Source organism: Pseudomonas sp. OV226, from assembly GCF_003148705.1.
Lineage (GTDB): Bacteria > Pseudomonadota > Gammaproteobacteria > Pseudomonadales > Pseudomonadaceae > Aquipseudomonas.
This window is the reverse complement of sequence record NZ_QGGS01000004.1, coordinates 81,425-108,392: the sequence shown is the minus strand read 5'-3', so window position 1 is coordinate 108,392 and position 26,968 is coordinate 81,425. Positions and strand designations below refer to the sequence as shown.

General features: G+C 59.4%; 21 protein-coding genes. 10 read left to right on the top strand and 11 right to left on the bottom strand.

Annotation, left to right across the window (positions count from 1 at the left end):
* Window positions 1-96: 96 nt before the first annotated feature.
* The 4 genes from C7534_RS09020 to C7534_RS09005 all read right to left on the bottom strand — a co-directional run bounded on the left by C7534_RS09020 (window position 97) and on the right by C7534_RS09005 (window position 4,499).
* Window positions 97-1,068, bottom strand: coding sequence for a FecR domain-containing protein (locus C7534_RS09020; RefSeq protein WP_109785575.1), 972 nt, complete (start codon window positions 1,066-1,068; stop codon window positions 97-99).
* Window positions 1,065-1,583: an RNA polymerase sigma factor gene (locus C7534_RS09015; protein WP_046029913.1), complete on the bottom strand. Its 519-nt coding sequence runs from the start codon at window positions 1,581-1,583 to the stop codon at window positions 1,065-1,067. Before C7534_RS09015 ends, C7534_RS09020 begins: the two co-directional genes overlap by 4 nt.
* A 271-nt stretch (window positions 1,584-1,854) precedes the next feature.
* On the bottom strand, window positions 1,855-2,562 hold the full coding sequence (locus tag C7534_RS09010; protein ID WP_046029915.1) for a 3'-5' exonuclease: 708 nt from the start codon (window positions 2,560-2,562) through the stop codon (window positions 1,855-1,857).
* Window positions 2,559-4,499 carry a putative nucleotidyltransferase substrate binding domain-containing protein gene (locus tag C7534_RS09005; RefSeq protein WP_046029916.1) on the bottom strand — a complete coding sequence of 647 codons (1,941 nt, stop codon included), beginning with the start codon at window positions 4,497-4,499 and terminating at the stop codon, window positions 2,559-2,561. The genes C7534_RS09010 and C7534_RS09005 overlap by 4 nt, the downstream gene beginning before the upstream one ends.
* Before the next feature lie 253 nt (window positions 4,500-4,752).
* Here C7534_RS09005 and C7534_RS09000 point away from each other — a divergent pair, with 253 nt between their 5' ends.
* Complete coding sequence (locus tag C7534_RS09000; RefSeq protein WP_046029917.1) at window positions 4,753-5,199, top strand: response regulator; 447 nt, start codon at window positions 4,753-4,755, stop codon at window positions 5,197-5,199.
* Window positions 5,200-5,266: 67 nt separating this feature from the next.
* Here the strand turns inward: C7534_RS09000 and C7534_RS08995 are convergent, their stop codons facing one another.
* Window positions 5,267-7,444, bottom strand: coding sequence for a malate synthase G (locus C7534_RS08995; protein ID WP_109785574.1), 2,178 nt, complete (start codon window positions 7,442-7,444; stop codon window positions 5,267-5,269).
* A gap of 558 nt (window positions 7,445-8,002) precedes the next feature.
* Here C7534_RS08995 and C7534_RS08990 point away from each other — a divergent pair.
* Window positions 8,003-8,521 carry a glycine cleavage system protein R gene (locus C7534_RS08990; protein ID WP_046029919.1) on the top strand — a complete coding sequence of 173 codons (519 nt, stop codon included), beginning with the start codon at window positions 8,003-8,005 and terminating at the stop codon, window positions 8,519-8,521.
* A 228-nt stretch (window positions 8,522-8,749) separates the two neighbouring features.
* Here the strand turns inward: C7534_RS08990 and rarD are convergent, their stop codons facing one another.
* The 5 genes from rarD to C7534_RS08965 all read right to left on the bottom strand — a co-directional run bounded on the left by rarD (window position 8,750) and on the right by C7534_RS08965 (window position 14,537).
* Complete coding sequence (rarD, locus tag C7534_RS08985) at window positions 8,750-9,637, bottom strand: EamA family transporter RarD (protein ID WP_046029920.1); 888 nt, start codon at window positions 9,635-9,637, stop codon at window positions 8,750-8,752.
* 200 nt (window positions 9,638-9,837) lie between these two features.
* Window positions 9,838-10,812, bottom strand: a complete 975-nt coding sequence (locus C7534_RS08980) for a serine/threonine protein kinase (protein ID WP_109785573.1) — start codon at window positions 10,810-10,812, stop codon at window positions 9,838-9,840.
* 196 nt (window positions 10,813-11,008) lie between these two features.
* The gene (locus C7534_RS08975; RefSeq protein WP_109785572.1) at window positions 11,009-12,910 is read right to left on the bottom strand and encodes a PhoX family protein; all 1,902 of its coding nucleotides are present in this window, start codon (window positions 12,908-12,910) and stop codon (window positions 11,009-11,011) included.
* A gap of 58 nt (window positions 12,911-12,968) precedes the next feature.
* Window positions 12,969-13,733, bottom strand: a complete 765-nt coding sequence (locus tag C7534_RS08970) for a TOBE domain-containing protein (RefSeq protein ID WP_046029923.1) — start codon at window positions 13,731-13,733, stop codon at window positions 12,969-12,971.
* 63 nt (window positions 13,734-13,796) lie between these two features.
* On the bottom strand, window positions 13,797-14,537 hold the full coding sequence (locus C7534_RS08965) for a ComF family protein (RefSeq protein WP_109785571.1): 741 nt from the start codon (window positions 14,535-14,537) through the stop codon (window positions 13,797-13,799).
* A gap of 91 nt (window positions 14,538-14,628) precedes the next feature.
* On the opposite strand from C7534_RS08965, the gene bioB reads away from it, so the two are divergent.
* The 7 genes from bioB to C7534_RS08930 all read left to right on the top strand — a co-directional run bounded on the left by bioB (window position 14,629) and on the right by C7534_RS08930 (window position 21,689).
* On the top strand, window positions 14,629-15,684 hold the full coding sequence (bioB, locus tag C7534_RS08960) for a biotin synthase BioB (RefSeq protein ID WP_109785570.1): 1,056 nt from the start codon (window positions 14,629-14,631) through the stop codon (window positions 15,682-15,684).
* Between the two features lie 134 nt (window positions 15,685-15,818).
* The gene (bioF, locus tag C7534_RS08955; protein ID WP_077431158.1) at window positions 15,819-16,997 is read left to right on the top strand and encodes an 8-amino-7-oxononanoate synthase; all 1,179 of its coding nucleotides are present in this window, start codon (window positions 15,819-15,821) and stop codon (window positions 16,995-16,997) included.
* The gene (locus C7534_RS08950; protein WP_109785569.1) at window positions 16,990-17,721 is read left to right on the top strand and encodes an alpha/beta fold hydrolase; all 732 of its coding nucleotides are present in this window, start codon (window positions 16,990-16,992) and stop codon (window positions 17,719-17,721) included. The genes bioF and C7534_RS08950 overlap by 8 nt, the downstream gene beginning before the upstream one ends.
* Entirely contained in the window at window positions 17,714-18,526 is an 813-nt protein-coding gene (gene bioC, locus C7534_RS08945; protein WP_077431159.1) for a malonyl-ACP O-methyltransferase BioC, read from the top strand. Before C7534_RS08950 ends, bioC begins: the two co-directional genes overlap by 8 nt.
* Window positions 18,523-19,203, top strand: a complete 681-nt coding sequence (bioD, locus tag C7534_RS08940; protein ID WP_046029933.1) for a dethiobiotin synthase — start codon at window positions 18,523-18,525, stop codon at window positions 19,201-19,203. Before bioC ends, bioD begins: the two co-directional genes overlap by 4 nt.
* 106 nt (window positions 19,204-19,309) lie before the next feature.
* Window positions 19,310-19,606, top strand: a complete 297-nt coding sequence (locus C7534_RS08935; protein ID WP_046029934.1) for a hypothetical protein — start codon at window positions 19,310-19,312, stop codon at window positions 19,604-19,606.
* A 277-nt stretch (window positions 19,607-19,883) separates the two neighbouring features.
* Window positions 19,884-21,689, top strand: a complete 1,806-nt coding sequence (locus tag C7534_RS08930) for a phenylacyl-CoA dehydrogenase (RefSeq protein ID WP_046029935.1) — start codon at window positions 19,884-19,886, stop codon at window positions 21,687-21,689.
* Between the two features lie 77 nt (window positions 21,690-21,766).
* Here the strand turns inward: C7534_RS08930 and C7534_RS08925 are convergent, their stop codons facing one another.
* Entirely contained in the window at window positions 21,767-23,554 is a 1,788-nt protein-coding gene (locus C7534_RS08925) for a hypothetical protein (protein ID WP_109785568.1), read from the bottom strand.
* A gap of 1,191 nt (window positions 23,555-24,745) precedes the next feature.
* On the opposite strand from C7534_RS08925, the gene C7534_RS08920 reads away from it, so the two are divergent.
* Window positions 24,746-26,839 (top strand): cytochrome-c peroxidase, encoded by a 2,094-nt coding sequence (locus C7534_RS08920; protein WP_046030063.1) that lies wholly within the window; start codon window positions 24,746-24,748, stop codon window positions 26,837-26,839.
* Window positions 26,840-26,968 lie beyond the last annotated feature (129 nt).

Here is a 26,968-nt window from a genome sequence, read left to right as displayed (position 1 = left end):
GAATGCCTCAATGGACGCTCCGGATGTGACGCAGAGCATCACGGGCTGCGTTCCCACGCGGGAGCGTGGGAACGATCACGCAGGGTGACCTGGGCGTCAGGGTTTGGCGTCAACCTTCGCCACCGTCACCCACCAGGACGTGTGCTGTTCGATTTGCACCGGCAAGGTCGGGAGCAGGGCGCTCAGGGCTTTGTCGGTATCGTGCAGCGGGAAGCTGCCGGTGATCCGCAGGTCGGCAATTTCGGGTGCAACGCCTAAATGCCCGCGTCGATAACGACCGAGTTCGCGCACCAGATCTTCCAGGCGGGCGTTGTCGACCACCAGCATGCCGCGAGTCCAGGCATCGGCGCCGGGGTTGACGGCGACAATTGGCCCCAGGCCATCGCTGCGCATCAGCACTTGCTGACCTTCGCGCAGAATCTGTTCCTCGGGATTCGATTGCGGATGCGCCGCCACCGCGGACTTCAACACGCTCAGACGCGTGCCTTGTTCCTCGCGCTTGACCAGGAACAGCGTCCCGAGTGCCCGCATGCTGCCTTCGCGGGTTTCGACGATAAACGGCCGGGCATCGCTATGACCGGTCTCGACGAGGATTTCGCCTTCCTGAAGGATGATCCGCCGCTGCTTTTCATCGAAACGGATGTCCACGGCGCTGTGGGTGTTGAGGTTGATCAGTGTGCCGTCGGCCAGGCGCAGGGTGCGTTGCTCGCCGGTTGCGGTGCGCTGGTCGGCCAGCCAGTAGTCGAGGGACAGATAGCGATCACCGGCAAACAGCGCCAACCCGATCACTGCGACAACGCTGGCCAAGCCGCTACCCAGTTTTCGAACGCGACGACGAATGCTTTCACGCGATTGCAGCAGCGCCGTACGGGCCGGGCCGTTGGCGACGCTGAAGCGTTGGTCGAGCATGCCTAGCTGGCGCCAGGCCCGGGCATGTTCTTCGTGGGCGGCGTGCCACTGGCTGAACGCTTCGCGCTCCACCGGGTTACCGGAGTCCAGCGATAATTGCCAGGCAATCGCTGCATCCAGCACCTGGGCCGAAACGGGTTTGGAACTGACCAAGCTCATACTGGCTCACCGTACAACGCGATGTAGCACTGACGAATCCCCTGGGCCAGGTATTGCCGGACACGCGGCACCGAGACGCCCAATCGCTCGGCGATTTCGGCATGACCGAGGCCGTCGAGGCGGTTATAGAGAAACGCTGCCCGGGCCTTGCTCGACAGCTGACCCAACAGGCGGTCGATGGCTTTAAGGTCTTCTAGAATCATCTGCTGCTCTTCGACCGACGGTTGTTCGCCTTCGGGGATCAGCATCAGTTCGGCCAGGTAGGCCTGCTCCAGTGCAGCGCGGCGGAAATAGTCGAACAACAGGCCTTTGGCAATCGCCACCAGAAACGCTCGCGGCTCGCGGGGCTCTTTGAGCTCATCGCGGCCCAGCAACCGCACAAAGGTGTCCTGGCTCAGGTCTTCGGCACGTTGCGGGCACGCCACGTTGCGTCGCAGCCACGCCAATAGCCAACCGCGATGGTCGCGATACAACGCACCAACGAGCTCACTTTGGGGGCTTTGAATTGAAGACACGCAGCATCACCGATTGGGAAGTGTTAACTAACGAGAATGGTTCGCGATTGTGGCAGAGGCGGGGAAGGTAAGCAATTGGCGCTGGTCGGGTGGGTGATGACCATATCTATTCGGCACAGCCTTCTGTAGCAGCTGCCGAAGGCTGCGTCCGGTTGCGCAGCAGCCGCCATTCTGCCGGCAAGCTTGATCGGATGTACTGGGCATTGATGTGACGACCGCTGCGCAGTCGGACGCAGCCTTCGGCAGCTGCTACAGAGGAGTGTGATGGCCGTTAGAAGGAAGGCGCCTGCTGCCGCCGTTTCCACTGACTCAACCGCTGTTGCAGGTTCAACGGGCTATGGATTTGCTGCTGCCGTGCCCGACTGAACAGGATCAGCGCCAACTCAGCGGTAGCCAGCGCATCGGCACTGGCGTTATGCCGCTCGAAGACTTCCAGCTTGAACCAGTCGATCCACTCATCCAGCCCGGCGTCTCGAATGTGAGCCTGGGGGCAAAGCAGCGGGGCGATGTCGGCCACATCCAGAAACGGATGGGTCAGCTTGTAGCCCAAGTGGTCTTTGAGCGCGCGGCCTAGCATGTGCTGATCGAAGGGCGCATGAAACGCCAGCACCGGGCTGTCACCGACGAACTCCATGAATTCGAGCAAGGCCTGCGCCGGGTCACTGCCGGCCGCAATGGCGCTAGGCCCCAGCCCATGAATCAGCACGCTGGGCGCAAGCTTCAGGTTGGCGCATTGCAGCGTGCGTTCGAATTGCTGGCTGAAGTCGATGGCGCCGTCCTCGATCACCACGGCACCGATGGACAACACCCGGTCCTTGTTCAGGTTCAGCCCGGTGGTTTCCAGGTCGAGGACCACCCAGCGTTGCTCGCGCAAGCTGCATTCGCCCAACTCGGGCGCTGCCGGCAACTGTTTGAGACGTTGTTGCCATTCGCCCGTCAGGAGCGGAGTGGCCGGGCGCAACCATGAAAACAGGCTCATAGCTGATACCGCAGGATCAGGCTGCTTTGCAGGCGTTGCGCCTGGCGCAGGGACTCACGCAGGATTCGGCGGTCCAGATGATTGAGGCTGTCCGGGTCAACCCGGTTGGAGTAGGGCAAGTTCTCCCGCGTTTGCAGCTGATGTTGCTGCATGCGGGTTTGCTGAATGAAGTGATACGCCTCTTCATAGGCCGCACCGTCCAGTGGCTGGATGACTTCTTTGGCCACCAGCTGGCGAAAGCGCTCCAGGGTATTGTTGGTCTCGATCCCGTGAGCCAATGCCAACAACCGTGCGCCGTCGACGAAAGGCGTCAGGCCCTGCACCTTCAGGTCCAGCGTGGCTTTTTCACCGTTCTTGCGCGCCAGGACGAACTCACGGAAACGCCCCACCGGCGGACGATTGCGCAAGGCATTCTCGGCCATCATCCTCTGAAACAGTCGGTTATCGCCGACTTGATCGAGAATTGCGCGGCGTAATTGCTCGCACCCTTGCTCGTCGCCCCAGACCACGCGCAAGTCGAAATAGATGCTCGAACCCAGCAGGTTTTCCGGCGTCGCCTCGCGAATAAAAGCTGCAAAGCGCCGCGCCCATTCGGCTCGCGACAAACACAGCTCCGGGTTGCCCGCCATGATGTTGCCCTTGCACAGCGTGAAACCGCAGAGCGCCAGGCTCTGGTTGATCTGATGGGCAATGGGCAACAGCTTGCCGCGAATCTCTGCCGCGTGCGCAGCGTCCCGAGCCTCGAATAAAATGCCGTTGTCCTGATCGGTGTGCAGCGTCTGCTCGCGACGGCCTTCGCTGCCGAAGCACAACCAGCTGAACGGCACACCGGGGTCGCCTTTTTCGGCCAGGGTCAGTTCGATCACCCGGCACACGGTGTGATCGTTGAGCAACGTGATGATGTGGGTGATTTGCGTCGAAGAGGCGCCATGAGCCAGCATGCGTTCGACCAATTGACCGATCTCACCGCGCAGCAGCACCAGGTTTTCCACGCGCTGGGCACTGCGGATGGTCCGTGCCAGGTGCACCAGGTCCACCCGTTGCAGGGAAAACAGATCGCGTTCCGAAACCACGCCGCACAGGCGATGATCTTTCACCAGGCAGACGTGGGCAATGTGCCGCTCGGTCATGGCGATGGCCGCATCGAAAGCGCTGTGGTCCGGCGTCAGGAAAAACGGCGCCTGGGTCATATGCTGCTCGATGGCTTCATTGAAGTCGTTGGTGCCTTGGGCCACGACATGGCGCAGGTCGCGCAGGGTGAAAATCCCCAGGGGGGCTTTATGCTCGTCGACCACCACGATGCTGCCGACTTGTTGCTCGTGCATCAGCGTCACCGCTTCACGCAGCGGCGTCGCCGGGCCGCAGGTCACCGGGTGGCGCATGGCCAATTCGCCCAGGCGCGTATTCAGCGAGTACTGAGTGCCGAGCGTTTCCACGGCTTTTTGCTGGACCTGCTGGTTGACCTGATCCAGCAAACTGCTGACGCCACGCAGGGCGAAGTCGCGAAAAGTGCTGGAAAGCGCGAACAGTTTGATGAACGCCAGCTTGTTCAGCTGCAGGCAGAAGGTGTCTTCGGCGGCAAGGTGTTCGGTGCGGGTCGCACGCTCACCCAGCAGCGCGGCGAGGGGAAAGCACTCGCCGGTGGTGATTTCGAAGGTGGTTTCGGTGCCACCCTTGGCGGTATGCGGGCGCTCACCGACGACGCGGCCTTGTTTGACGATGTAGAAATGTTCAACCGGGCCATCGGCAGGCTTGATGATGCTGTCGCCGGGGGCATAAAAGCGCAGTTGGCATTGCTCAACCAGGTACGCCAGGTGAGCGTGTTCCATCTGATTGAAGGGCGGGAAACGCTGAAGGAATTGCAACGTGCCCTGGATGTTCTGCAACACCGCGGTTTTCCCTGCCTGTGTGAAGGCGTCCGCTTTACTCATAACCATTACCGCAGTCTTTTTTGAATTGTTGTTGTCGGATGACCCTGCCATGGTCGGCCCCTGCGCGCAGAGTGCCCATTGGACGTAAGTCTAGGTAAACCCTGCCGGCGAAGATTTTTCGGAAGTCCCCTACACAATTCGAGGAAGGACCTATCCTTTCCCCTATTGGAAAAATACCCGACGAAGTGCACATTGAAGGCCTGCTTAGCGATGTCTCACCACTGTGCTAGGGAATTGAAATGAACATCTAGAGAAAACCATGTCCGACCACGATATTTTGAGTGACGCTGAGCGCGAGGCGCTGAGTGCCGTCATGCTGGAACCTGATTTGCCGCCGCAGCGGGTGCTGATCGTCGATGACGACAAGGACGCGCGCGAGTTGCTCTCGGAAATTCTGGCGCTGGATGGCATTCGCTGCCTGACCGCGGCCAGTGGTGAAACGGCACTCAAGATGCTGGAGCAGAAACCATTGATCGGCCTGGTGATTACTGACCTGCGCATGGGCCAGGTTGATGGTTTGGAACTGATTCGCCAGGTGCGCGAGTCTGTACGGGCGGCGATGCCGTTCATCATTGTTTCTGGCGATGCCGATGTGAAGGATGCCATTGCGGCAATGCATTTGAGCGTGGTCGACTTCCTGCTCAAACCCATTGACTCCGCCAAGCTGCTGGAGTTGGTCAAGCATGAGTTGGGGATGGATGTGTAACCTTCGATCTCAAACAAAAAGGCCCTGATCTCTCGATCAGGGCCTTTTTTTGTCCGGTGCCGCTTACTTACAGGCCATTGGCTGACTTGAACTCGCGACGCCGACGGTGCAGAACCGGCTCGGTGTAGCCGTTCGGCTGCTGGGTGCCTTCGACCACGAGTTCGACCGCCGCCTGGAAGGCGATGTTGCTGTCGAAGTTCGGTGCCAGTGGACGGTACAGCGCGTCATTGGCGTTCTGACGGTCAACCACTGGCGCCATGCGCTTGAGGCTTTCCATCACTTGCTCTTGGGTCACGATACCGTGGCGCAGCCAGTTGGCGATGTGCTGGCTGGAAATACGCAGCGTCGCACGGTCTTCCATCAGGCCGACGTCGTTGATATCCGGCACTTTCGAGCAACCGACACCCTGGTCGATCCAGCGCACTACATAACCGAGAATACCCTGGGAATTGTTGTCCAGTTCGTTCTTGATCTGTTCTGCAGTCCACTGTGGATTGACGGCCAGCGGGATGGTCAGGATGTCGTCCACCGAAGCGCGCGCACGTTTGGCCAGTTCGGCCTGACGGGCGAACACGTCGACCTTGTGGTAGTGCAACGCGTGCAGTGCCGCAGCGGTCGGCGATGGAACCCAGGCGGTGTTGGCGCCGGCCAGCGGGTGAGCGATTTTCTGTTCGAGCATCGCCGCCATCAGGTCGGGCATCGCCCACATGCCTTTGCCGATTTGCGCGCGCCCTTGCAGGCCAGTACTCAAACCGATATCGACGTTCCAGTTTTCGTAGGCGCCGATCCACTTCTCGGCCTTCATGTCAGCCTTGCGAACCATCGGCCCGGCTTCCATGGAGGTGTGGATTTCATCGCCCGTGCGGTCGAGGAAACCGGTGTTGATGAACACTACACGCTCGCTCGCCGCCTTGATGCAGGCCTTGAGGTTGACCGTGGTACGGCGTTCCTCGTCCATGATCCCGACTTTCAACGTGTTGCGCGCCAGACCGAGGACTTCTTCGATACGACCGAACAGCTCGTTGGTGAACGCGGCTTCTTCCGGGCCGTGCATTTTTGGCTTCACGATATAGACCGAGCCAGTCCGGCTGTTCTTGCGCGAGCTGTTGCCGTTGAGGCTGTGAATCGCCGCGAGGCTGGTCACCAGACCGTCGAGAATGCCTTCCGGCACTTCGTTGCCGTCTTTATCGACGATGGCGTCGATGGTCATCAAGTGACCCACGTTACGCACGAACAACAGCGAACGACCGTGCAGGCTCAGTTCCTTGCCATCGACACCGGTGTAGGTGCGGTCGGCGTTCATGGTGCGGGTAAAAGTCTGACCGCCCTTGGCGACTTCTTCCGACAGGTCGCCCTTCATCAGGCCGAGCCAGTTGCGGTAGATCACCACTTTGTCATCGGCATCGACGGCGGCGACGGAGTCTTCGCAGTCCATGATCGTGGTCAGTGCGGCTTCCATCAGGATGTCTTTGACGCCGGCTGCGTCGGTCTGGCCGACCGGGGTGCTGGCATCGACCTGGATTTCGAAGTGCAGACCGTTGTTTTTCAGCAGAATCGCGGTCGGCGCGGCAGCATCGCCGTGGAAACCGATCAGTTGGGCATCATTACGCAGGCCGGTGTTGCTGCCACCTTTGAGGGCGACCAACAGTTTGCCGTCAACGATCTTGTAGCCGGTGGAATCGACATGGGAACCGGCAGCCAATGGCGCGGCGTCGTCGAGGAAGGCGCGGGCGAAGGCAATGACCTTGTCGCCACGAACCTTGTTGTAGCCTTTGCCTTTTTCCGCGCCGTCAGCTTCGCTGATGGCGTCGGTGCCGTAGAGCGCGTCGTACAGCGAACCCCAGCGGGCGTTCGAGGCGTTGAGCGCGAAACGGGCATTCATGACCGGGACCACGAGCTGCGGGCCGGCCATGCGGGCGATTTCGTCATCGACGTTTTGCGTCGTTGCCTGGAAATCGGCCGCTTCTGGCAGCAGATAACCGATGTCTTGCAGGAAGGCTTTATAAGCCACGGCATCGTGCGCCTGACCGGCACGGGATCGGTGCCAGCCATCGATACGAGCCTGGAAATCATCGCGTTTGGCGAGTAGGGCTTTGTTCTTCGGCGCCAGGTCATGAATGACCTTGTCGGCACCGGCCCAGAACTTATCGGCGGTGAGGCCGGTACCGGGAATGGCTTCGTTGTTCACGAAGTCGAACAGGACTTTGGCGACCTGCAGGCCACCGACTTGAACGTGTTCAGTCATTGCTTGCCTCACTCTGCTCAGCTATTTCGCTTTTCAGCTCTTCAATTTAACAATGAAGCCTCTGGCCATTTAAACCACAAACCCTTGCGCCAGTACATGCCCTTGCGGACGGCTGGGTTCGGTCCAATCAACGGCTTTGAGGCCTTGCTGACGGGGCTTTCAGGGTTGCGAGTGTGCCTGTGGCAGACATCGATCCAACGTTATGTAGTGCGCGCTGCGGCATACTACATGATGAATTGCGCTTGTGAAAATTAGACTAATTACGTCGTTCTGCGACCCCATGACGCATTGCAGTCACGGTGTGGTACTGGATGTTCTCAAAAAACCATAAGATTGTTCCAGTTAAATATAAAAAGTTGTACACGATTTGTGGTTTTCAGTTCATTCAGCGGTGCCTTCAATCGCGGGCAAGCCCGCTCCCACAGGGACTGCGCATGACGCTGTGGGAGCGGGCTTGCCCGCGATAAGGTCAGTCGATACACCATTGATTCTGGATCTGGCCAACCCTTGCCTATACTTGGTTTTCCATAACAAAAGTCATGACAAGAGGGCTGCGCCATGGACCACCTCGTACTCACAGTATTCGCTCCGGACAAGCCTGGGCAGGTCGAGCGCATCGCCCAGTGCATTGCCGAACACGGGGGCAATTGGCTGGAAAGCCGCATGTCGCGCATGGCAGGACAGTTCGCCGGAATTCTTCGGGTGGGCGTGCCGGCCGAGGCCTACGATGAACTGGTGGATGCCTTGCAAGCGTTGTCTGCCCAAGGCATTCGTGTACTGATTGCCGAAAGTGGCATCGAGCAGTCCTGCACCTGGAAACCCATTGCGATGGAATTGGTGGGCAATGATCGTCCGGGCATCGTTCGCGACATCACGCGTCTGTTGAGCGAGCAGGGGGTGAACCTGGAACGGCTAGTGACCGAAGTGAGGCCGGCACCGATGAGCAGCGAGCCGTTGTTTCACGCTGAAGCGATTCTCGCGGTGCCGCTGACATTGTCGCTGGACGTGTTGCAGTCGCGCCTGGAAACCCTGGCGGACGATTTGATGGTTGAACTGGTGCTGCGCAGTGAGCCCTGACCGGGTTATCCGGGAAGGTTATCCAAGTTAAACGTGCACCCACCTGTGGATAACCTGTAGAGACAGCCCGCTAGCCCACGCCGGCCGGGCTTCTTCAGTATCTGATCAAAAAACCATCAGTTTCAACGAGTTGCACACAAACGGCGGGGATCACGCTGTGGATAACCTTGGGAAGGATCGATGCAGGCCAATAGGGCCGTGGCCTGCAGAGGTTTGTGTGTTTTTTGATCAGCTGCGGCGGCGCAAACTTATCCACGCATCGACGCTATAAACCGCAAGACCTGCCCAGATAAAGATGAACGCGACCAGCGTGCTGGATGACAAGTGTTCGCCAAACAGCAGAACGGCTTGCAACAGCACCAGTGTCGGCGCCAGGTATTGGAGAAATCCTAACGTCGTGTAAGGCAAATGCCGTGCGGCGGCGTTGAAACACACCAGCGGCACCAGCGTGACCGGGCCGGCGGCGACCAGCCACCAGGCTTCAGAGGTGGTCCAGAACTCGGGTTGGGCGCTGGCCGCCGTCGGGTTGAACAGCAGCCACGCAACAGCAATCGGCACCAGCATCCAGGTTTCCACCACCAGACCGGGCAATGCCTTGACCGGCGCCTGCTTACGGATCAATCCGTAGAACCCGAACGTCAGCGCCAACACCAGCGACACCCAGGGCAGGCTGCCGACTTGCCACACCTGCTGCGCCACGCCAACCGCCGCCAAACCCACGGCCAGCCACTGCATGCGCCGTAGCCGTTCGCCGAGGATCAACATCCCCAGCAACACGTTCACCAGCGGGTTGATGTAGTAACCGAGGCTGGCCTCGAGCATCCGCCCGTTGTTCACCGACCACACGTAGGTCAGCCAGTTGGCCGCAATCAGCGTGCCACTGAGGGCGAGGATCGCCAGGCGTTTGGGGTTGTCTCGCAGTTCGCGCCACCAGCCGGGATGTTTCCAGACCATCAGCAACAAGGCACCGAACAGCGCGGACCACAGCACGCGATGGATGATGATTTCCACGGCGGGCACGTTGGCAATGGCTTTGAAGTAGAGCGGGAAAAGTCCCCAAATGATGTAGGCACTCAGGCCCAGAATGTACCCGCGACGCGGGTTGGCAGCTTGCATGCAGAATCCTTGCTTAGGCAGCTAACGAAGAGGGATTGTAAGGAGATTTGTCTACGAATGTCCTGCCTGAATAGGTTGGGCAATTGTGAACACTCAACCCTGTGGGAGCGAGCTTGCTCGCGATGGCGGCGATTCAATCAGCACATCAGTGACTGATGGATTGCTATCGCGAGCAAGCTCGCACAGGGTTTCTAGGTGGGTCAGAAAAGTTTAAGGGGTTCTTCGTTCAGGGCTGCGAGTTGCTCGCGCAATGCCAGCACCTGGTCGCCCCAATACCGCTCGCTGCCAAACCACGGAAAGCTGTGCGGGAACGCCGGGTCGTCCCAGCGACGGGCGAGCCAGGCGCTGTAGTGCATCAGGCGCAAGGCGCGCAGTGGCTCGATCAACGCCAGTTCCCGAGGATCAAAGTCGTGAAACTCGTTGTAGCCGTCCATCAGTTCCGACAGCTGCCCGAGGCATTCCTGGCGGTCACCGGCCAGCATCATCCAGATGTCTTGCACCGCCGGGCCCATGCGGCAGTCATCGAGGTCGACGATGTGGAACATTTCGTCGCGGCACATCATGTTGCCGGGGTGGCAATCACCGTGCATGCGAATGTTCTGGTGCGGCGTGTTGCTGTAGGCATCTTCCACACGCTTGAGCAGGTCGCGGGCCACCGATTCGTAGGCCGGCAGCAAACTCTTGGGGATGAAATTGCCTTCGAGCAAGGTGGTCAGCGAGTCGTGGCCGAAGTTCTTCACACCCAGCGCTTCACGGTGGTCGAACGGTTTGGTTTTGCCGACGGCGTGCAGGCGACCGAGCAATTGACCCAGGCGATAGAGTTGATCGAGATTTCCCGGCTCCGGCGCGCGGCCACCACGGCGGGGGAACAGGGTGAAACGAAAGCCGTTGTGCTCGTGCAGGCTGGCGCCGTTGTGAATCATCGGGGCGACTACCGGTACGTCGCATTCGGCGAGTTCGAAGGTGAACTGGTGCTCTTCGAGAATCGCTTCGTTGGTCCAGCGCTGCGGACGGTAGAACTTGGCGATCAGCGGCTCGCCATCTTCGATGCCGACCTGATAGACACGGTTCTCGTAACTGTTGAGCGCCAGAATGCGCGCGTCACTGAGAAAGCCAATACTTTCGACGGCATCGAGCACGAGGTCTGGGGTGAGGGTTGCAAACGGGTGGGCCATGCTGACTCCTGCGCGCAGCAGGCTGCCGCGTCCGGCCAAGCATGGTAGCGCAGACGGGGCTTCTTTAGGGGGATCGTTCCCACGCTCTGCGTGGGAATGCAGCCAGGGACGCTCCGCGTCCTCAGAAGCGGACGCGGAGCGTCCGGTGAGGCATTCCCACGCAGAGCGTGGGAACGATCATCTGCGTGATCGATAATCAGGCGCCGACGATCCCGCCATCTTCCCGGGAAATCGCCATCACCGAAGACCGCGGTTTGCCATTGGGCAAATGCTCCGGGAATGTCGAACCGCCATTTTCCCCCGGATGCTGAATGCCGACAAACAAGGTCTTTTGATCCGGTGAGAAGCTGATCCCGGTGACTTCGCAGCCAATCGGCCCGACCATGAAGCGGCGAATCTCCCCGGTCACCGGGTCGGCACACAGCATCTGGTTGTTGCCCATGCCCGCAAAATCACCGGCATTGCTCGAATCGCCGTCGGTGAGAATCCACAAGCGTCCAGCTTTGTCGAACCCCAGGCCATCCGGGCTATTGAACATGTTCTGCGGCGTGATGTTCGACGATCCGCCCTTCGGCGTGCCGGCATGAACACCCGGATTGCCGGCGACCACAAACAGGTCCCAGGCGAAGCTATTGGCGGCATGATCGTCGCGGTCGGTGCGCCAGCGCAGGATCTGCCCGTACACGTTCTTCTCACGCGGGTTCGGTCCACCCACTGGTTGGCCGTCCTCGCCGCGTTTGGCGTTGTTGGTCAGGGTGCAATAGACCTGGCCATCCTTGGGGCTGACGACGATCCATTCCGGGCGGTCCATGCGCGTGGCTTTCACCACGCTGGCGGCGAGGCGTGTGTGGATCAGCACCTCGGCCTGGTCGGCGAAGCCGCTGCTGGCGTCGATACCGTTTTTGCCGTGGGTCAGCTCGACCCATTCGCCCTGGCCCTTCGGGTGATCGGCATTGCCGTCGCCGGCGTCGAAGCGCGCGACGTACAGCGTGCCGTGATCCAGCAGGTCGCGGTTGGCCTTGGGGTTTTTGTGGTTGATCTTGTCGCGGCTGACGAACTTGTAGATGAACTCGCCGCGTTCGTCGTCGCCCATGTACACCACGGCGCGGCCGTCATGGGTTTCAGCCAGCGCGGCGTTCTCATGCTTGAAGCGGCCCAAGGCCGTGCGCTTGACCGGCGTCGATTGCGGATCGAACGGGTCAATCTCCACCACCCAGCCGTGACGATTGAGTTCGTTCGGGTTTTTCGCCAGGTCGAAACGCGCGTCGTGCGGGTGCCAGTTGATCTCTTTGCTGGTCGCCACCGCGCCGTAGCGTTTCTGCGCGGCGTCGAATTTTTGCTCGGCATTGCTGCTGCCGAAGCAGTCGGTGAAGTTCTCTTCACAGGTCAGGTACGTGCCCCACGGCGTCTTGCCGTTGGCGCAGTTCTGAAAGGTGCCGAGGACATTTTTGCCCTGTGGGTCGGCGCTGGTTTTCAGCAGTTCATGGCCGGCGGCCGGGCCACTCAGGGTGATCGGTGCGTTGCCGTGAATGCGTCGGTTGTAGCGCGAGCCCTGGACGAATTGCCATTGGCCGTTCTTGCGCTGCACTTCGATCACCGACACGCCTTCGCAGGCCAGCGCCTTGCGCACTTCTTCGGCCGATTGTGGCATGCCGCCGTGCGCGTAGAGGTAGCGATAGTTGGTGTATTCGTTGTTGATTGCCATCAGCGCCCGGTCTTTCTCACCGGGAAACTCGAACAGGCTCATGCCGTCATTGTTGTCGCCGAACTGGAGTTCCTGCTGTTCGGCCGTGCCATTGCCACTGGGGTCGAAGGCCGGGCCGTTTTTGTGCAGGGGCTGGCCCCAACTGATCAGCACCGAGGATTTGTAACCCGCGGGAAGGGTGATGGCGTCGCTGGTGGCGGCGGGGATGCTGTCAAAGCCCAACAGTTTGCTGGTGCCTGCGCTGACGCTCGTGGCCAGCACGCTACGGCTCAGCAGGTTTCCACCGAGGAACATCGCCGCACCGCAGAGGGCTCCGGCGCTGATGAAACCACGACGGCTGAGGCCGACCATTTTTTCGAGGTCGGTGGATTGGTTTTCTTCTAATAGGCTCACATCAGGCTCCCTGCGGGTTTTTGCAGTCACCTTAATGAGCCTCCGTGACGTTTTTGTTTCAGAGCGGAGTGCCCAACAGGATATTGGACGGCGAACATTGCACCCGTACCGGTTTGTCGATGGCAAGCCCCAGGGTTCTCAAGTGCAGCGGTTCGGCCAGCGCGCACAGCGTATGGCCATTAGGCAGGCCGATGCGCACTTCGCTGGGGCCGTCTTCGGCGTCGAGAATTTCTTCGATAATGCCGTTCAAGCAGTTGTTGCCGGGTGTTTCCTGCTGGTCGATGCCCAGCAGGTCCAGCCAACCGGCCTTGATCAATGCGACCACCTCGGTGCCGATTTCCAACTCCAGGCGCAGGGTGCTGTCGTGGGTAATCTGCGCATCAATGTTCAAGCCTTCGGCCAATTCAAGACGGATCAGGTCATTGCGCCCCTGAGCTTCGATCTCCACAACCTTGCCATGCAGTTGATTACGCGCGCTGGTCCTGAGCATCAGGCGGCCGAGCAAGTCCAGATCGCTGGCGTCTTCGGCCGCCTCCAGCACTTGGGCCTGCAGGGCTTGCAGCTTTTGGTAAAGGCGCAACACACGCAGGCCTTCGCTGGAGAGTTTGGCGCCCCCGCCGCCTTTGCCACCGACACTGCGCTCCACCAGCGGCTTCTGCGCCAGGTTGTTCAGTTCGTCGATCGCATCCCATGCGGCCTTATAGCTCAGGCCCGCACTTTTCGCGGCACGGGTGATCGAGCCTTGTTCGGCGATGTGTTGCAGCAACGCAATGCGCTGCGGACGACGGACAATGTGCTGGGACAACAAGGTTGGCAAGGACATGGCAAGGCGCTTTGGGCTGTGACGATTGGAAAGACGTTGGCCGCTTGGGGCGCGGGAGTCAAGTCAGGCCACGTCGCCAGGTTTGGGTGTTCGGGCCAGGCAGTAGACATCAACCCGTGCGGCGCCAGCCTCCATTAACAACCGGGCGAGGGCTTGCGCCGTCGCACCGGTGGTCAGCACGTCGTCCACCAAGGCCAGATGACGGCCCTTGATGTGCGCGCCGGGTGTCAGGGCGAAGGCATGGCGAAGGTTCTTTTTGCGGGCATCGGCATTCAAATCCTGCTGCGCGCTGGTGTCTTGAATCCGCAACAGCAGCGTTTCGTCGCAAGGGATGTCGAGGTTGGCGCCGAGCCAGCGGGCGAGCATCGCGGCTTGATTGAAGCCCCGTTGACGCAAGCGTTTAGCGGCCAGCGGTACGGGGACGAGCGCGTCAGGTCGATTCAGGTCTTCATCGAAGCGATGTTGCAGGAACTGCGCGAGAAGTTCGCCGAGCAGGCGGCCGAATGGCCACTTTGCCGAGTGCTTGAAGCGTGTGATCAACGTGTCCAGCGGAAAGCTGTAAGTCCAGGGTGTGGCCACTCGCTCGAAGGCGGGCGGGTGTTCCTGGCACTGGCCGCAGGTCAGCCCGGCGCCGGTCAAGGGCAGGGCACAGGTTTGGCAGTGATCGCCAAGCCAGGGCAGTTCCGTTTCGCAGGCCATGCAAATCGGGATGTGTTCATCGGCCGGTTCAGCGCAGAGCAAACAGTGCTGATTGTTTTTTAACCAGATGTAAACCGCCCCTTCGTAACGTGGTTGACAGCGCATGAGTCTTCCTTAAATATGCCGAACATCCGTGTCGCGTCTGTGGGTATTCCGTCCCCAGTCGCTTGCCAAGCATAAAACAAAGGAAACGCCCATGAGCGCCAGCACCACTGCAACCCTGCGTCATGACTGGTCTTTGGCCGAAGTCAAAGCACTCTTCGTTCAGCCATTCAATGACCTGTTGTTCCAGGCGCAGACGGTGCACCGTGCGCATTTCGACGCCAACCGCGTCCAGGTTTCCACGCTGCTGTCGATCAAGACCGGCGCCTGCCCTGAAGATTGCAAATATTGCCCGCAGTCCGGTCACTACAACACCGGCCTGGAAAAAGAAAAGTTGATGGAAGTACAGAAGGTCCTCGAAGAGGCCGCTCGCGCCAAGGCCATCGGGTCGACCCGTTTCTGCATGGGCGCCGCGTGGAAGCATCCGTCGGCCAAAGACATGCCTTACGTGCTGAAGATGGTCGAAGGTGTGAAAGCCCTGGGCCTGGAAACCTGCATGACCCTGGGTCGCCTGGATCAGGACCAGACCGAAGCGCTGGCCAAGGCCGGCCTCGACTACTACAACCACAACCTCGACACCTCGCCGGAGTTCTACGGCAGCATCATCACCACCCGCACCTACGGCGAGCGCCTGCAAACCCTGGCCTACGTGCGTGATTCGGGGATGAAGATCTGCTCGGGCGGCATCCTTGGCATGGGCGAGTCCCTTGATGACCGCGCCAATCTGCTGATCCAGTTGGCCAACCTGCCAGAGCATCCGGAATCGGTGCCGATCAACATGCTGGTGAAAGTCGCCGGGACGCCGCTGGAAAATGCGGAAGACGTCGACCCGTTCGATTTCATCCGCATGCTCGCCGTCGCCCGCATCCTGATGCCGCAATCCCACGTGCGTTTGTCCGCTGGCCGCGAAGCGATGAACGAGCAGATGCAGGCCCTGGCGTTCTTCGCTGGCGCCAACTCGATTTTCTATGGCGAAAAACTGCTGACCACTGCCAACCCGCAAGCCGACAAGGACATGCAACTGTTCTCGCGCCTGGGGATTCTGCCGGAAGCGCGCGAAGAACACGCCGACGAGGTGCATCAAGCCGCCATCGAGCAAGCGCTGGTTGAGCAGAAGAGCAGCGAGATGTTCTATAACGCAGCTGTTTAAGTCCTTTGCCTTGTAGGAGCAAGGCTTGCCCGCGATGAAAACGCCTCGGTCGGCCTGAATGACTGCGGCGCTCTTATCGCGAGCAAGCTTTGCTCCTACGGGGGCTGTACCCCATTCCTACTCGCGAGGCCTGCATGTCTTTCGATCTCGCCGCACGCCTTGCTGCCCGTCGTGCCGAAAACCTCTACCGCCAGCGCCCGCTACTCGAAAGCCCTCAAGGCCCGGAAGTGGTGGTCGATGGTCAACCGTTGCTCGCGTTCTGTAACAACGACTACTTGGGCTTGGCCAATCACCCGCAAGTGATCGAAGCCTGGCGCGCCGGTGCGGCTCGTTGGGGCGTCGGTGGCGGGGCGTCGCACTTGGTGATCGGCCACAGCACGCCGCATCACGCGCTGGAGGAGGCCTTGGCTGACCTGACCGGCCGTCCGCGTGCGTTGTTGTTCACCACCGGTTACATGGCCAATCTCGGTGCAGTCACGGCCTTGGTCGGGGCGGGTGATACGGTGCTGGAGGATCGACTCAATCACGCCTCGTTGCTGGATGCCGGTTTGCTGTCCGGCGCGCGCTTCAACCGCTATCTGCACAACGACGCGGTCAGTCTGGCCAAGCGGCTGGAGAAGGCCACCGGTAATACGCTGGTGGTCACCGACGGTGTATTCAGCATGGACGGCGACATCGCCAATCTGCCGGCGCTGGCGCTCGAAGCCAAGGCCAAAGGCGCCTGGCTGATGGTCGATGACGCGCACGGGTTCGGGCCGCTAGGCGCCAATGGCGGTGGGATCGTCGAGCATTTTGGCCTGAGTCAGGAAGAGGTACCGGTTCTGGTGGGCACACTGGGCAAGGCATTCGGCACGGCCGGGGCCTTTGTTGCTGGCAGTGACGAGTTGATCGAAAGCCTGATCCAGTTCGCCAGACCCTACATTTACACCACCAGCCAGCCACCGGCGCTGGCCTGCGCGACGCTGAAAAGCCTCGAACTGCTGCGCACCGAACACTGGCGGCGTGAGCATCTGAAGGTGCTGATTCGTCAGTTCCGCCAGGGTGCCGAGCAGATTGGCCTGGAACTGATGGACAGTTTCACGCCGATCCAGCCGATCATGATCGGCGATGCCGGGCGTGCGGTACGGCTGTCGCAGATGTTGCGCGAGCGCGGTCTGATGGTGACCGCGATCCGTCCGCCGACCGTGCCGGCTGGCAGCGCCCGCTTGCGGGTGACCCTGACCGCCGCTCATAGCGAGGCACAGGTGCAGCGCTTGTTGAATGGACTGGCCGATTGTTTTGCACTTTTGAAATCGGAGCCAAGCCATGCGTGACCGACTGATTCTGCTGCCCGGATGGGGCCTCGGGATTTCGCCGCTGGAACCCTTGGCGGCAGCCTTGCGTGGGCTGGATGAGCATCTGCGGGTCGAGATCGAGCCGTTGCCGGAACTGGAATCGAGTGATCTTGACGAGTGGCTCGATGAGCTGGATTCGACCGTGCCGCAAGACGCCTGGCTCGCAGGCTGGTCCTTGGGTGGCATGCTCGCGGCGGAGCTGGCGGCGCGTCGAGGCGATCGCTGCTGCGGTTTACTGACGCTGGCGAGCAATCCTTCGTTTGTTGCCCATGAGCAATGGCCGAGCGCGATGCCCGCCGAGACGTTCGAGGCGTTTCTGGCCGGCTGCCAGGCAGATCCACGCCTGACGTTGAAACGGTTTTCGTTGCTGTGTGCGCAAGGCGCGCAAGACCCTCGCGGTCTTTCCCGGTTACTGCTCGGTGGTGCGCCGCATTCCACTGCTTCGGTTTTGGCGGCCGGTCTGGAAGTCCTTGCACAACTGGATACTCGCCAGGCTTTGCAGGCATATCGCGGTCCACAATTTCATTTGTTCGCCGGCCTCGACGGCCTGGTTCCGGCCGAAGCCGCAGGGGATTTGCTGACGCTGCTGCCGGATGTCGAAATTGGTCTGATTGAACAGGCCAGTCATGCGTTTCTTCTGGAAGACCCCCACGGTGTGGCGGGGGCGATTCAGGCCTTTTTGCACGAGTCCGGTGATGACTGATTTATCCCTTCCCAATCTGCCCGGCGGTTTGCCTGACAAGCGCCAGGTGGCAGCGTCCTTTTCTCGCGCGGCAGCGAGCTATGACAGCGTGGCCGAATTGCAACGCGATGTTGGCAGCCAGTTGTTGAGTCGCTTGCCGGGTGATTTTGTCCCGGGTCGCTGGCTGGACCTGGGCTGCGGCACCGGTTATTTCAGTCGTGCGTTGAGCGAGCGTTTTCCGGCCGGTCAGGGTGTCGCCCTCGACATTGCCGAAGGCATGCTCAATCACGCGCGGCCATTGGGTGGGGCGACCCATTTCATCGCGGGCGATGCCGAGCGCTTGCCGCTCCAGGATTCGACCTGCGATTTGATCTTCTCCAGCCTTGCCGTGCAGTGGTGCGCTGATTTTGAGTCGGTGCTTCGCGAGGCGCACCGGGTGCTGAAACCAGGGGGTATTTTCGCGTTTGCTAGTCTTTGTGTAGGGACGTTGTTTGAACTGCGTGACAGCTGGCGTCAGGTCGATGGCATGGTCCACGTCAATCGCTTCCGCGAGTTGGGTGTTTATCAGCAGTTGTGTGCTGCCAGTGGCTTGAAGACTGTCAGCCTGCAAACGCGTCCTCATGTATTGCATTACCCGGATGTGCGCAGCCTGACCCATGAACTGAAGGCATTGGGTGCGCACAACTTGAACCCAGGGCGGCCGGGTGGTTTGACTGGCCGTGCGCGGATCCTCGGTTTGATCGAGGCGTATGAGCAATTTCGCCAGGCCGAAGGTTTGCCGGCGACTTACCAGGTGGTCTACGCCGTGTTGGAGAAACCTTTATGAGCGCAGCCTATTTCATCACCGGCACTGACACTGACGTTGGCAAGACCACCGTTGCTGCGGGTTTGTTGCATGCCGCGCGATCCGCGGGCCTGAGCACGGCAGCGGGCAAGCCGGTTGCCTCTGGCTGCGACGTGACGCCCAAGGGGTTGCGTAATGCCGATGCGTTGGCGTTGTTGGCCGAGTGTTCGTTGCCGTTGACGTATGCCCAGGTCAATCCACTCGCGTTCGAGCCGGCCATCGCTCCACACCTGGCCGCACGGGAGGCCGGCGTGGCATTGACCGTGCAGTCGCTGTTGACGCCCATGCGCGAGATTCTCGATATGCAGGCGGATTTCACCCTGATCGAAGGGGCGGGCGGCTGGCGCGTGCCGTTGGCGGATCAGGACAATCTGTCTGACCTGGCGATGGCGCTGGGTTTGCCGGTCATTCTGGTGGTCGGTGTGCGGCTGGGTTGCATCAACCATGCGCTGTTGACGGCCGAGGCGATTGCTCAGGATGGGTTGCAGCTGGCGGGTTGGGTGGCCAATATCATCGATCCGAAAACCTCACGGTTGGAGGAAAACCTCGCCACGCTCGCCGAGCGGATTCCCGCGCCCTGCCTGGGGCGAGTACCGAGGCTCAAGTCGATCACGGCTGAATCCGTGGCGGAACATTTGCAACTGGATCTGCTGGACTAGGTTTTACCTATGACAAGGCACTGTGCCATTAGTGTTTTTGTCGGGCCTTTTGCCATCAGGTCTGGTTCAATGGCCACCATTGATCCCTTGCAGGACGAGTTCTCCCATGGAAATCTCAGGTAACACCGCTTTTTATGCTGGTCTGAGCACTATTCAGACAGGGCAGAACCGCGTCGATCAAGCTTCCGGGCAGATCGCCAGCAACACCATTGAGCGTTCGGTTACCAGCCAGTCCTCCGAGGCTCAGGTTGATCGTCTGCGTTCGGTTGATCGCAGCCAGCAATCTGACCTGGCCAGCAACGTAATCGATCTGGCCCAAGGCAAATTTCAGGTTGAAGCGGGCGCCAAAGTCGCCAAGGCTTCGGACGAAATGCTCGGCACGTTGATCGATACATTCGCTTGATTCCCCGCTGAATCCGCTTCATCGACGCCGCGATTTTTCGCGGCGTTTTTCTGCGTAAGTCCTTCTCGCTCAACTAATCTTTTCTACACGCCGCGGTGTTTATTCAGCGCTCGTACGCTGCTGCGTGTCCGGCAGATCGGTGAGGTGATGACGAACGGCCAAAGATCGACGCTTGACAAGAATTAGGCGTAAACGTATGTTTCAAACAACTGTTTGACCGTCACAACAAATCAACACGGTCGTTCATTCCCGGTTACATCAGCAGAGGTTTATCGCTATGCCTGACTACAAGGCCCCCTTGCGTGATATTCGCTTCGTTCGTGACGAATTGCTCGGCTACGAAGCGCACTATCAGAGCCTTCCGGCTTGCGCAGACGCAACTCCGGACATGGTTGACGCCATTCTCGAAGAAGGCGCCAAGTTTTGTGAGCAGGTACTGGCGCCGCTGAACCGCGTGGGCGACACCGAAGGCTGCACCTGGAGCGAGTCCGGCGTTAAAACGCCGACTGGCTTCAAAGAAGCCTACAAACAATTCGTCGAAGGCGGCTGGCCTAGCCTGGCCCACGACGTAGAGCACGGTGGCCAAGGCCTGCCAGAGTCTCTGGGTCTGGCTGTGAGCGAAATGGTTGGCGAAGCCAACTGGTCGTGGGGCATGTACCCAGGCCTGTCGCACGGCGCGATGAACACCATTTCCGAACACGGCACGCCTGAGCAACAAGACGCGTACCTGACCAAACTGGTTTCCGGTGAGTGGACCGGCACTATGTGCCTGACCGAACCGCATTGCGGCACCGACCTGGGCATGTTGCGCACCAAGGCCGAACCTCAGGCCGACGGTTCCTACAAAGTCTCCGGCACCAAGATCTTCATCTCGGCCGGTGAACACGACATGGCCGACAACATCGTCCACATCGTACTGGCTCGCCTGCCGGATGCACCGGCTGGCACCAAAGGTATCTCGCTGTTCATCGTTCCAAAGTTCATGCCGAACGCAGACGGTTCGATCGGCGCACGCAACGCAGTAAGCTGTGGTTCCCTGGAACACAAGATGGGCATCCACGGTAACGCCACTTGCGTGATGAACTTCGACGCGGCCACCGGTTTCCTGATCGGCCCGGCGAACAAAGGCCTGAACTGCATGTTCACCTTCATGAACACCGCACGCCTGGGCACCGCGCTGCAAGGTCTGGCCCACGCCGAAATCGGCTTCCAGGGTGGCTTGAAATACGCTCGCGATCGTCTGCAAATGCGTTCGCTGACTGGCCCGAAAGCGCCGGACAAGGCTGCCGACCCGATCATCGTTCACCCAGATGTACGTCGCATGCTGTTGACCATGAAGGCATTCGCCGAAGGCAACCGCGCGATGGTTTACTTCACCGCCAAGCAAGTCGACATCGTCAAGTACGGCGTGGATGAAGAAGAGAAGAAGAAAGCCGACGCACTGCTGGCCTTCATGACCCCAATCGCCAAAGCGTTCATGACCGAAGTCGGTTTCGAATCCGCTAACCATGGCGTGCAAATCTACGGCGGCCACGGCTTCATCGCCGAGTGGGGCATGGAGCAGAACGTTCGCGACAGCCGCATTTCGATGCTGTACGAAGGCACCACCGGTATTCAGGCACTCGACCTGCTGGGCCGCAAAGTGTTGATGACGCAAGGCGAGGCCCTAAAAGGCTTCACCAAAATCGTCCACAAGTTCTGCCAGACCAACGAAGGCAACGAAGCGGTTCAAGAGTTCGTCGCACCACTGGCTGCATTGAACAAAGAATGGGGCGAGCTGACCATGAAGGTCGGTATGGCGGCCATGAAGGATCGCGAAGAAGTCGGCGCGGCCTCCGTGGACTACCTGATGTACTCCGGTTACGCCTGCCTGGCCTACTTCTGGGCTGACATGGCGCGTCTGGCTGCCGAGAAACTGGCTGCCGGTACTTCCGAAGAGGCTTTCTACACCGCCAAGCTGCAGACTGCGCGCTTCTACTTCCAGCGCATCCTGCCGCGTACCCGCACTCACGTTGTCACCATGCTGTCGGGCGCTAACAACCTGATGGACATGAAAGAAGAGAACTTCGATCTGGGCTACTAAGGCCTAAACGCAGTCCTTAAAAAACCGCCGCCCCGAAAGGGGCGGCGGTTTTTTTTTGCGCTGAGGTCAGGCCTTGATCACCATGGCGTCGGATCCAGGGGGCCGACGCCAGTCGGGGTGCTCACGCCTTCGCCGTTACGTATGAACGGCAGATGCCAGAAGTCGTTAGGCACCACAGGATCGCCAGGCTTGACGCCTTCCGGAAAGATGAACTCAAACACCGGCGCCACATACTGTCCGGCAATCAGTCCATTGGCGACGGTCAGCCTGCCCGCATTCTGGATGCAACTGTCCACGGCGGTCTGGGACAAGCTCTGCTGTGGAACGCAAAGTGACCGCGCAACGACGCGCAAGGTACGTGTCGGCTGGCTAAGTAGCCCTGCGGGCGATTTGGTCGCACGTAATCTGGCGCGTTGTGGCTGAGGACCCGTGTTCTGTGTGGTAATACCACCCGAGGCTCCCAGGCAACTGGCCGCAAGGCCCAGCGCAGGGTTGCATTCACCCGTCATCTCATAGGGTGTAACCCAGCGATTGGTTTGCACACCTGTCGATGGATTGACATCTATCAGATAGATGTCGACCGGGGTCTTGATGTCGGTGGTCGAGGCTTCAAGGAAAATCCGGTCCTGCGTCTCCTGGGCTACTCCGCTGATGGCTGTTGCAGCCGGGTCGGCCGTACCGATGCCAAACTCCCCGATAGCCATGTAGCTGGGCTGCGAACCAGGCTGAGTGTAGATCCCGACATTCGCCTCGATCGTGTGTGCAGAGACGAAGTCCGGGGCTCCCGTTGTGGCTGACTTGAACAAAGTACCGGACCAGCTGATGAAGTCGCCGACTTCGAAGGGGGCCTGTTGAGTCGGATCGGGGTCCGTCGCCGTGCGTGTAGCATCGCTGAATCTCTTCATGACGTACTGGCTGCAATAGACCTGCCCCACCGCTGGCCCTGAGAGTTCCCCACTGGCCGGAGGCGCAACACCGGCCTGGCTGAAATTGCGGCAGTTGTTGGTCGTGGTCGGGGTGACCACTTTTGGCCGGTTTTTCTGTGGGCAGAGCGCATCGTCCCCGGAAATCGTGCGCGGCACGCACATCGGGTAGCCGGTGGCGGCATGGATGGTCGGGTTGGCATCATCGACGGAGAAGCGTGGGTCGGGGCTTTGGGCACGGCCAAAACGTCCGTTCGGGTCGTTGATCTGAATAATCGTGGGTTGCGTCGGGTTCCCGCTGTCAACTTCGAGGTTGCCGTTGGTGTAGTCGATCCGGGTGATGAAACCGTTACCCGCGTTGACTGATTGCTGGGAGACAAAGATCAGCCCGGCAATCTGCTTGTTGGAGACGTTATTGCCTACCACATGGATCTCGAACGAGGGATAAGCCGCCGCTGATTTTCCGAGCGCCAGGGTTCCACCCCTGACGAAGTCGGCCCAGGTCAGGGTGTTGGCCGGCATCTGCATAACGGTGTTGCAAGGGACAACAATCGTGACGCCGTTCAACTGGACAGTCCCTCCGAAGCGGCCCGGGTCGCTGGTACTGGGGCAATTCGAATTGGTGGTGTCCAGGGTCATGTTTTGGATAAAACCGGTAACGTCAAACCCATTAATCGCAGTCGGGTTTGTAAAAATCGGATCGGGCAGTGTGGGTGTCGTGAACGGCGAGGGCAAACCCGGGGGCTTGGCAGTCCCGCCACCACCGCCGCCACCACCGCCACCGCCAGCTCCGTTTTTGGCAAATGCATCTCCGCCACCACTAATGGCCAGTGCGACAGCGACGGCACTGGCGAGCAGAACTTGGCGACTGAAGATGCCGTTGAATCGTTTGTGAGGCAGCGGCGGTATGGCGAGCGTTTTTTCGTACAAAGATAAGCTCATGGCTCACTCCAGTATCTTGCAAGACCAATTGCCGGCCAATCGAGATCGTAGATCTGCTGATGCGCTGAATCCTGCGCAAGAAAAACGCAAAGCCGTGAGTGTCGAATTTGGGCTCGATCCAGCGGAATAAGTGCCTGTGTACGGTCGACACTTGCCGTTCGGATGTTTTCACCTGCGTTGCGTCGGCCGGTTACGGACGCACGCGAGAGACATTTCCTTGAGCCTGAGGCGTACAAAGCAGTTGTCGTGCCTGTTTTGAAACAATTAGACACAAACAGTCGCCAGCGCACTCGGAATGCGGGCTGCGCGGCCAAGGATGGTATTGCGCACAACACTACCGAATTAATACCCACCAACATAGGGGGGGATATATACCCAAGTTCGGGAGTGTGTGAGGTGAAGTTTAAGTGTTCGCTGGGGGAGTTCGGTCCTAAGTACTGAATGAGAAATGTTGTCTATATCTACTCCGGGCGGAATGATATTGCAAGAAAAAAATATTTAAGTATTAGTCGTGAAGTTTTTGTTTTGATATTAAATAAAAGCCATAGCTCGCGCAGTGTAACTTGTACACGCGCGGAGTTTATATTTTATGAATGTTTATCCCCCCCCCTGATGACCTAGTTTGTAAGCGGGGCGTAAATGAATTTAGTTCCATGGAAGTGTGGTGAGCAATTGCTATGCCAGGCTGGTAAGTAATAATCATGGAAAATATTTTCCTTTATATTCATTGGCTTGTGATTGTTTGTGTAAGCCGGTGTTGGCATGTATTGGGGGATTGCACCCAGTAATGGGGGAAGTTCACCATGTTTGAGGTATGTCTGTAGTCGTTGTTGGTATGTGGTGTCGGGTGTGTTTGCAAGGCATTTCTATTTGTATTGATTTAAATAAAAATATTGATTTTTTTGTTACTGAAATTTTTTGTTACAGCTAGAGTTGGGTTAAGCGCACCCGTCGGTGCGACAGAGCAATGTCTTAATCAAACCTGAGCCAAGAGAGCACTTTGCCAGTTAAGCGTCGCCTTGCCCGAGCCATTTCGAGTGGTGTAACTAATCGTGCAAGCAGCAAGATTTATGGCGATGAGTTCATCTCGCAACAGGATAATCCCGGAGCTTGGCTACTCCGCACTGAATCGAGAATGTCATGATGTTTAAGTACTTGGACCTCTTTCGAATCACCCGTTTAGCCTGTGCGATGGCGGGGGCTCTTTTGACCATCGGTCTACCGGTCGCGAGTGCCTGGGCCGCTGACCCGGTAGCGGTCGATCCGCCCGTACTGGACGTGCCCACTCTGCAATCGCTGCGTGGACTGCTCCCGCCCGACCCGTCGGGAACCGAAGGCGGGCGCAAAGTCGACCTCATGACTGACTACGTGCTCAATCGCTCTGCGGCGGTTCTCTTGGGCAAAGCGCTGTTCTGGGACATGGAGATCGGCAGTGACGGTTCGACGGCTTGTGCCTCCTGCCACTTCCACGCGGGTGTTGATCACCGCACCACCAACCAGATCAACCCCGGTCAGGCGAATACTAACGCGAACGTTTCGTCGATCTTCAACAAGCCGTTCACCGCCTCGGACATTCCAGGCGACGTGCCGAGCTACACCACCAAATCAGGAGGCAAGGGCGGCCCGAATTACCTGCTGAAGAAAGACGACTTTCCGACCCATGTATTGGCTGATCCGATGGATCGCAATTCGGCGATTGTCTATTCGACTGACGATGTGATCGGGTCCCAGGGCGTATTCGACGCCAACTTCGTCAAACCCCATCAGGCACGTTTCGACAAGTGCATTCAGCAACCGGACGGCATCTTCCAGGTAGGTGGCATCAATGTTCGCCGCAGCACCGGGCGCAACGCACCCACGGTGATCAATGCCGCGTTCAACGTGCGTAACTTTTGGGATGGCCGCGCCAATAACGTCTTCAACGGCTTCTCTCCATTTGGCAATCGCGATCCTGACGCCGGGATTTTCGTGACCAGCGATCGCAGTGGCGTGGCGACCAAAGTCAGACTGGCGCTCAAGGATGCTTCCGCCGCTTCGCAAGCGGTAGGGCCTCCCGGCAGTCCGGTGGAAATGTCCTGCGGCGGTCGTACGTTCGCCGACATTGGCCGACGCATGCTCGACACCTTGATGCTCAAGCAACAGCGGATTTCCTCTACCGATTCGGTACTGGGGCCAGTGTCCAGCGCCCGCCGGCCGACCTACCGTGAGCTGATCAAGAACGCGTTCCAGCCGCGCCTGTGGAATGCCACGCAGCAGGTCTCGCTGGGTGGTGCGCCATACACCCAGATGGAGGCGAACTTCCCGCTGTTCTTCGGGCTGGCGATTCAGATGTATGAGTCCACGCTGATCTCGGACCAGGCGCCGTTGGATGCCTATTTGCAGGGCGATCATACGGCCATGAACGACCAGCAGGTCCAGGGCATGAATCTGTTCCTGGGCAAGGGCAAGTGCATCAGTTGCCATGGTGGTGCGGAGTTGACCAACGCCGGCAGCCGGTTGCTGTTCCATCCTCGGGAACGGATCGAGCGCATGGTGATGGCCGACAACCTGACCACGCTGTATGACAACGGCTTCTACAACACCGGGGTGCGTCCAACGTCGGAAGACCTGGCGCTCGGTGGCTCGGATGCCTGGGGCAATCCATTGTCCTTCACTCGCGAGTACAACACCGTACTCCAGGGCGGCCAGATCCCTGACCCGCTGGAGGTCGATGTGTGCACCTTCGAAGCGCTTTTGAGCCCGGCGATCCCTTGTGATGCGACGCTCAAGCCGAATGTCGGTTTTCGCGACGCGGTCGATGGCGCCTTCAAGACGCCGACTCTGCGTAACATCGCGTTGACCGGACCGTATTTCCACAACGGCAGTCGCGCGACGCTGCGTCAGGTCATGGAGTTCTACAACCGTGGCGGCGACCGGCGTGGTGAGGATGCCAGCAACACCAGTGGCTTCGACCACCCAGCGGTCAATCAGCACAACGGCTCAAACCTCGACCCGGACATGACTCGGCTGAACCTCACCCCGGATGAAGTGGATGCGCTGGTCAAATTCATGGAAGTCGGACTGACCGATCCTCGGGTCGCATGGGAACGGGCGCCGTTTGATCATCCGTCGCTGGTGCTGGCACAGGGCGAAAAGGGTGATGAAAACTCCGTCGGGCAAAAGCCGGCGAGTCCGAAGATCACTACCCGACAAGCGCAGGATGCCGAAATCCAGCTCAAACCGGTCGGTGCTGAAGGTCGCCCAAGTCTGGAGGGGCCGCTGCAACCGTTCAACAACGACCTGTAATCATATTTCCCTTTACGTCACTGGCGGCTGATGCTCGCCAGTGACGCTTTTTTGTAAATACCGCAGTATTTCACTCAGCAAATCGGGGTTTCTGCCGTTACAGTTGGTGGGCACAATGCCATCTATTTG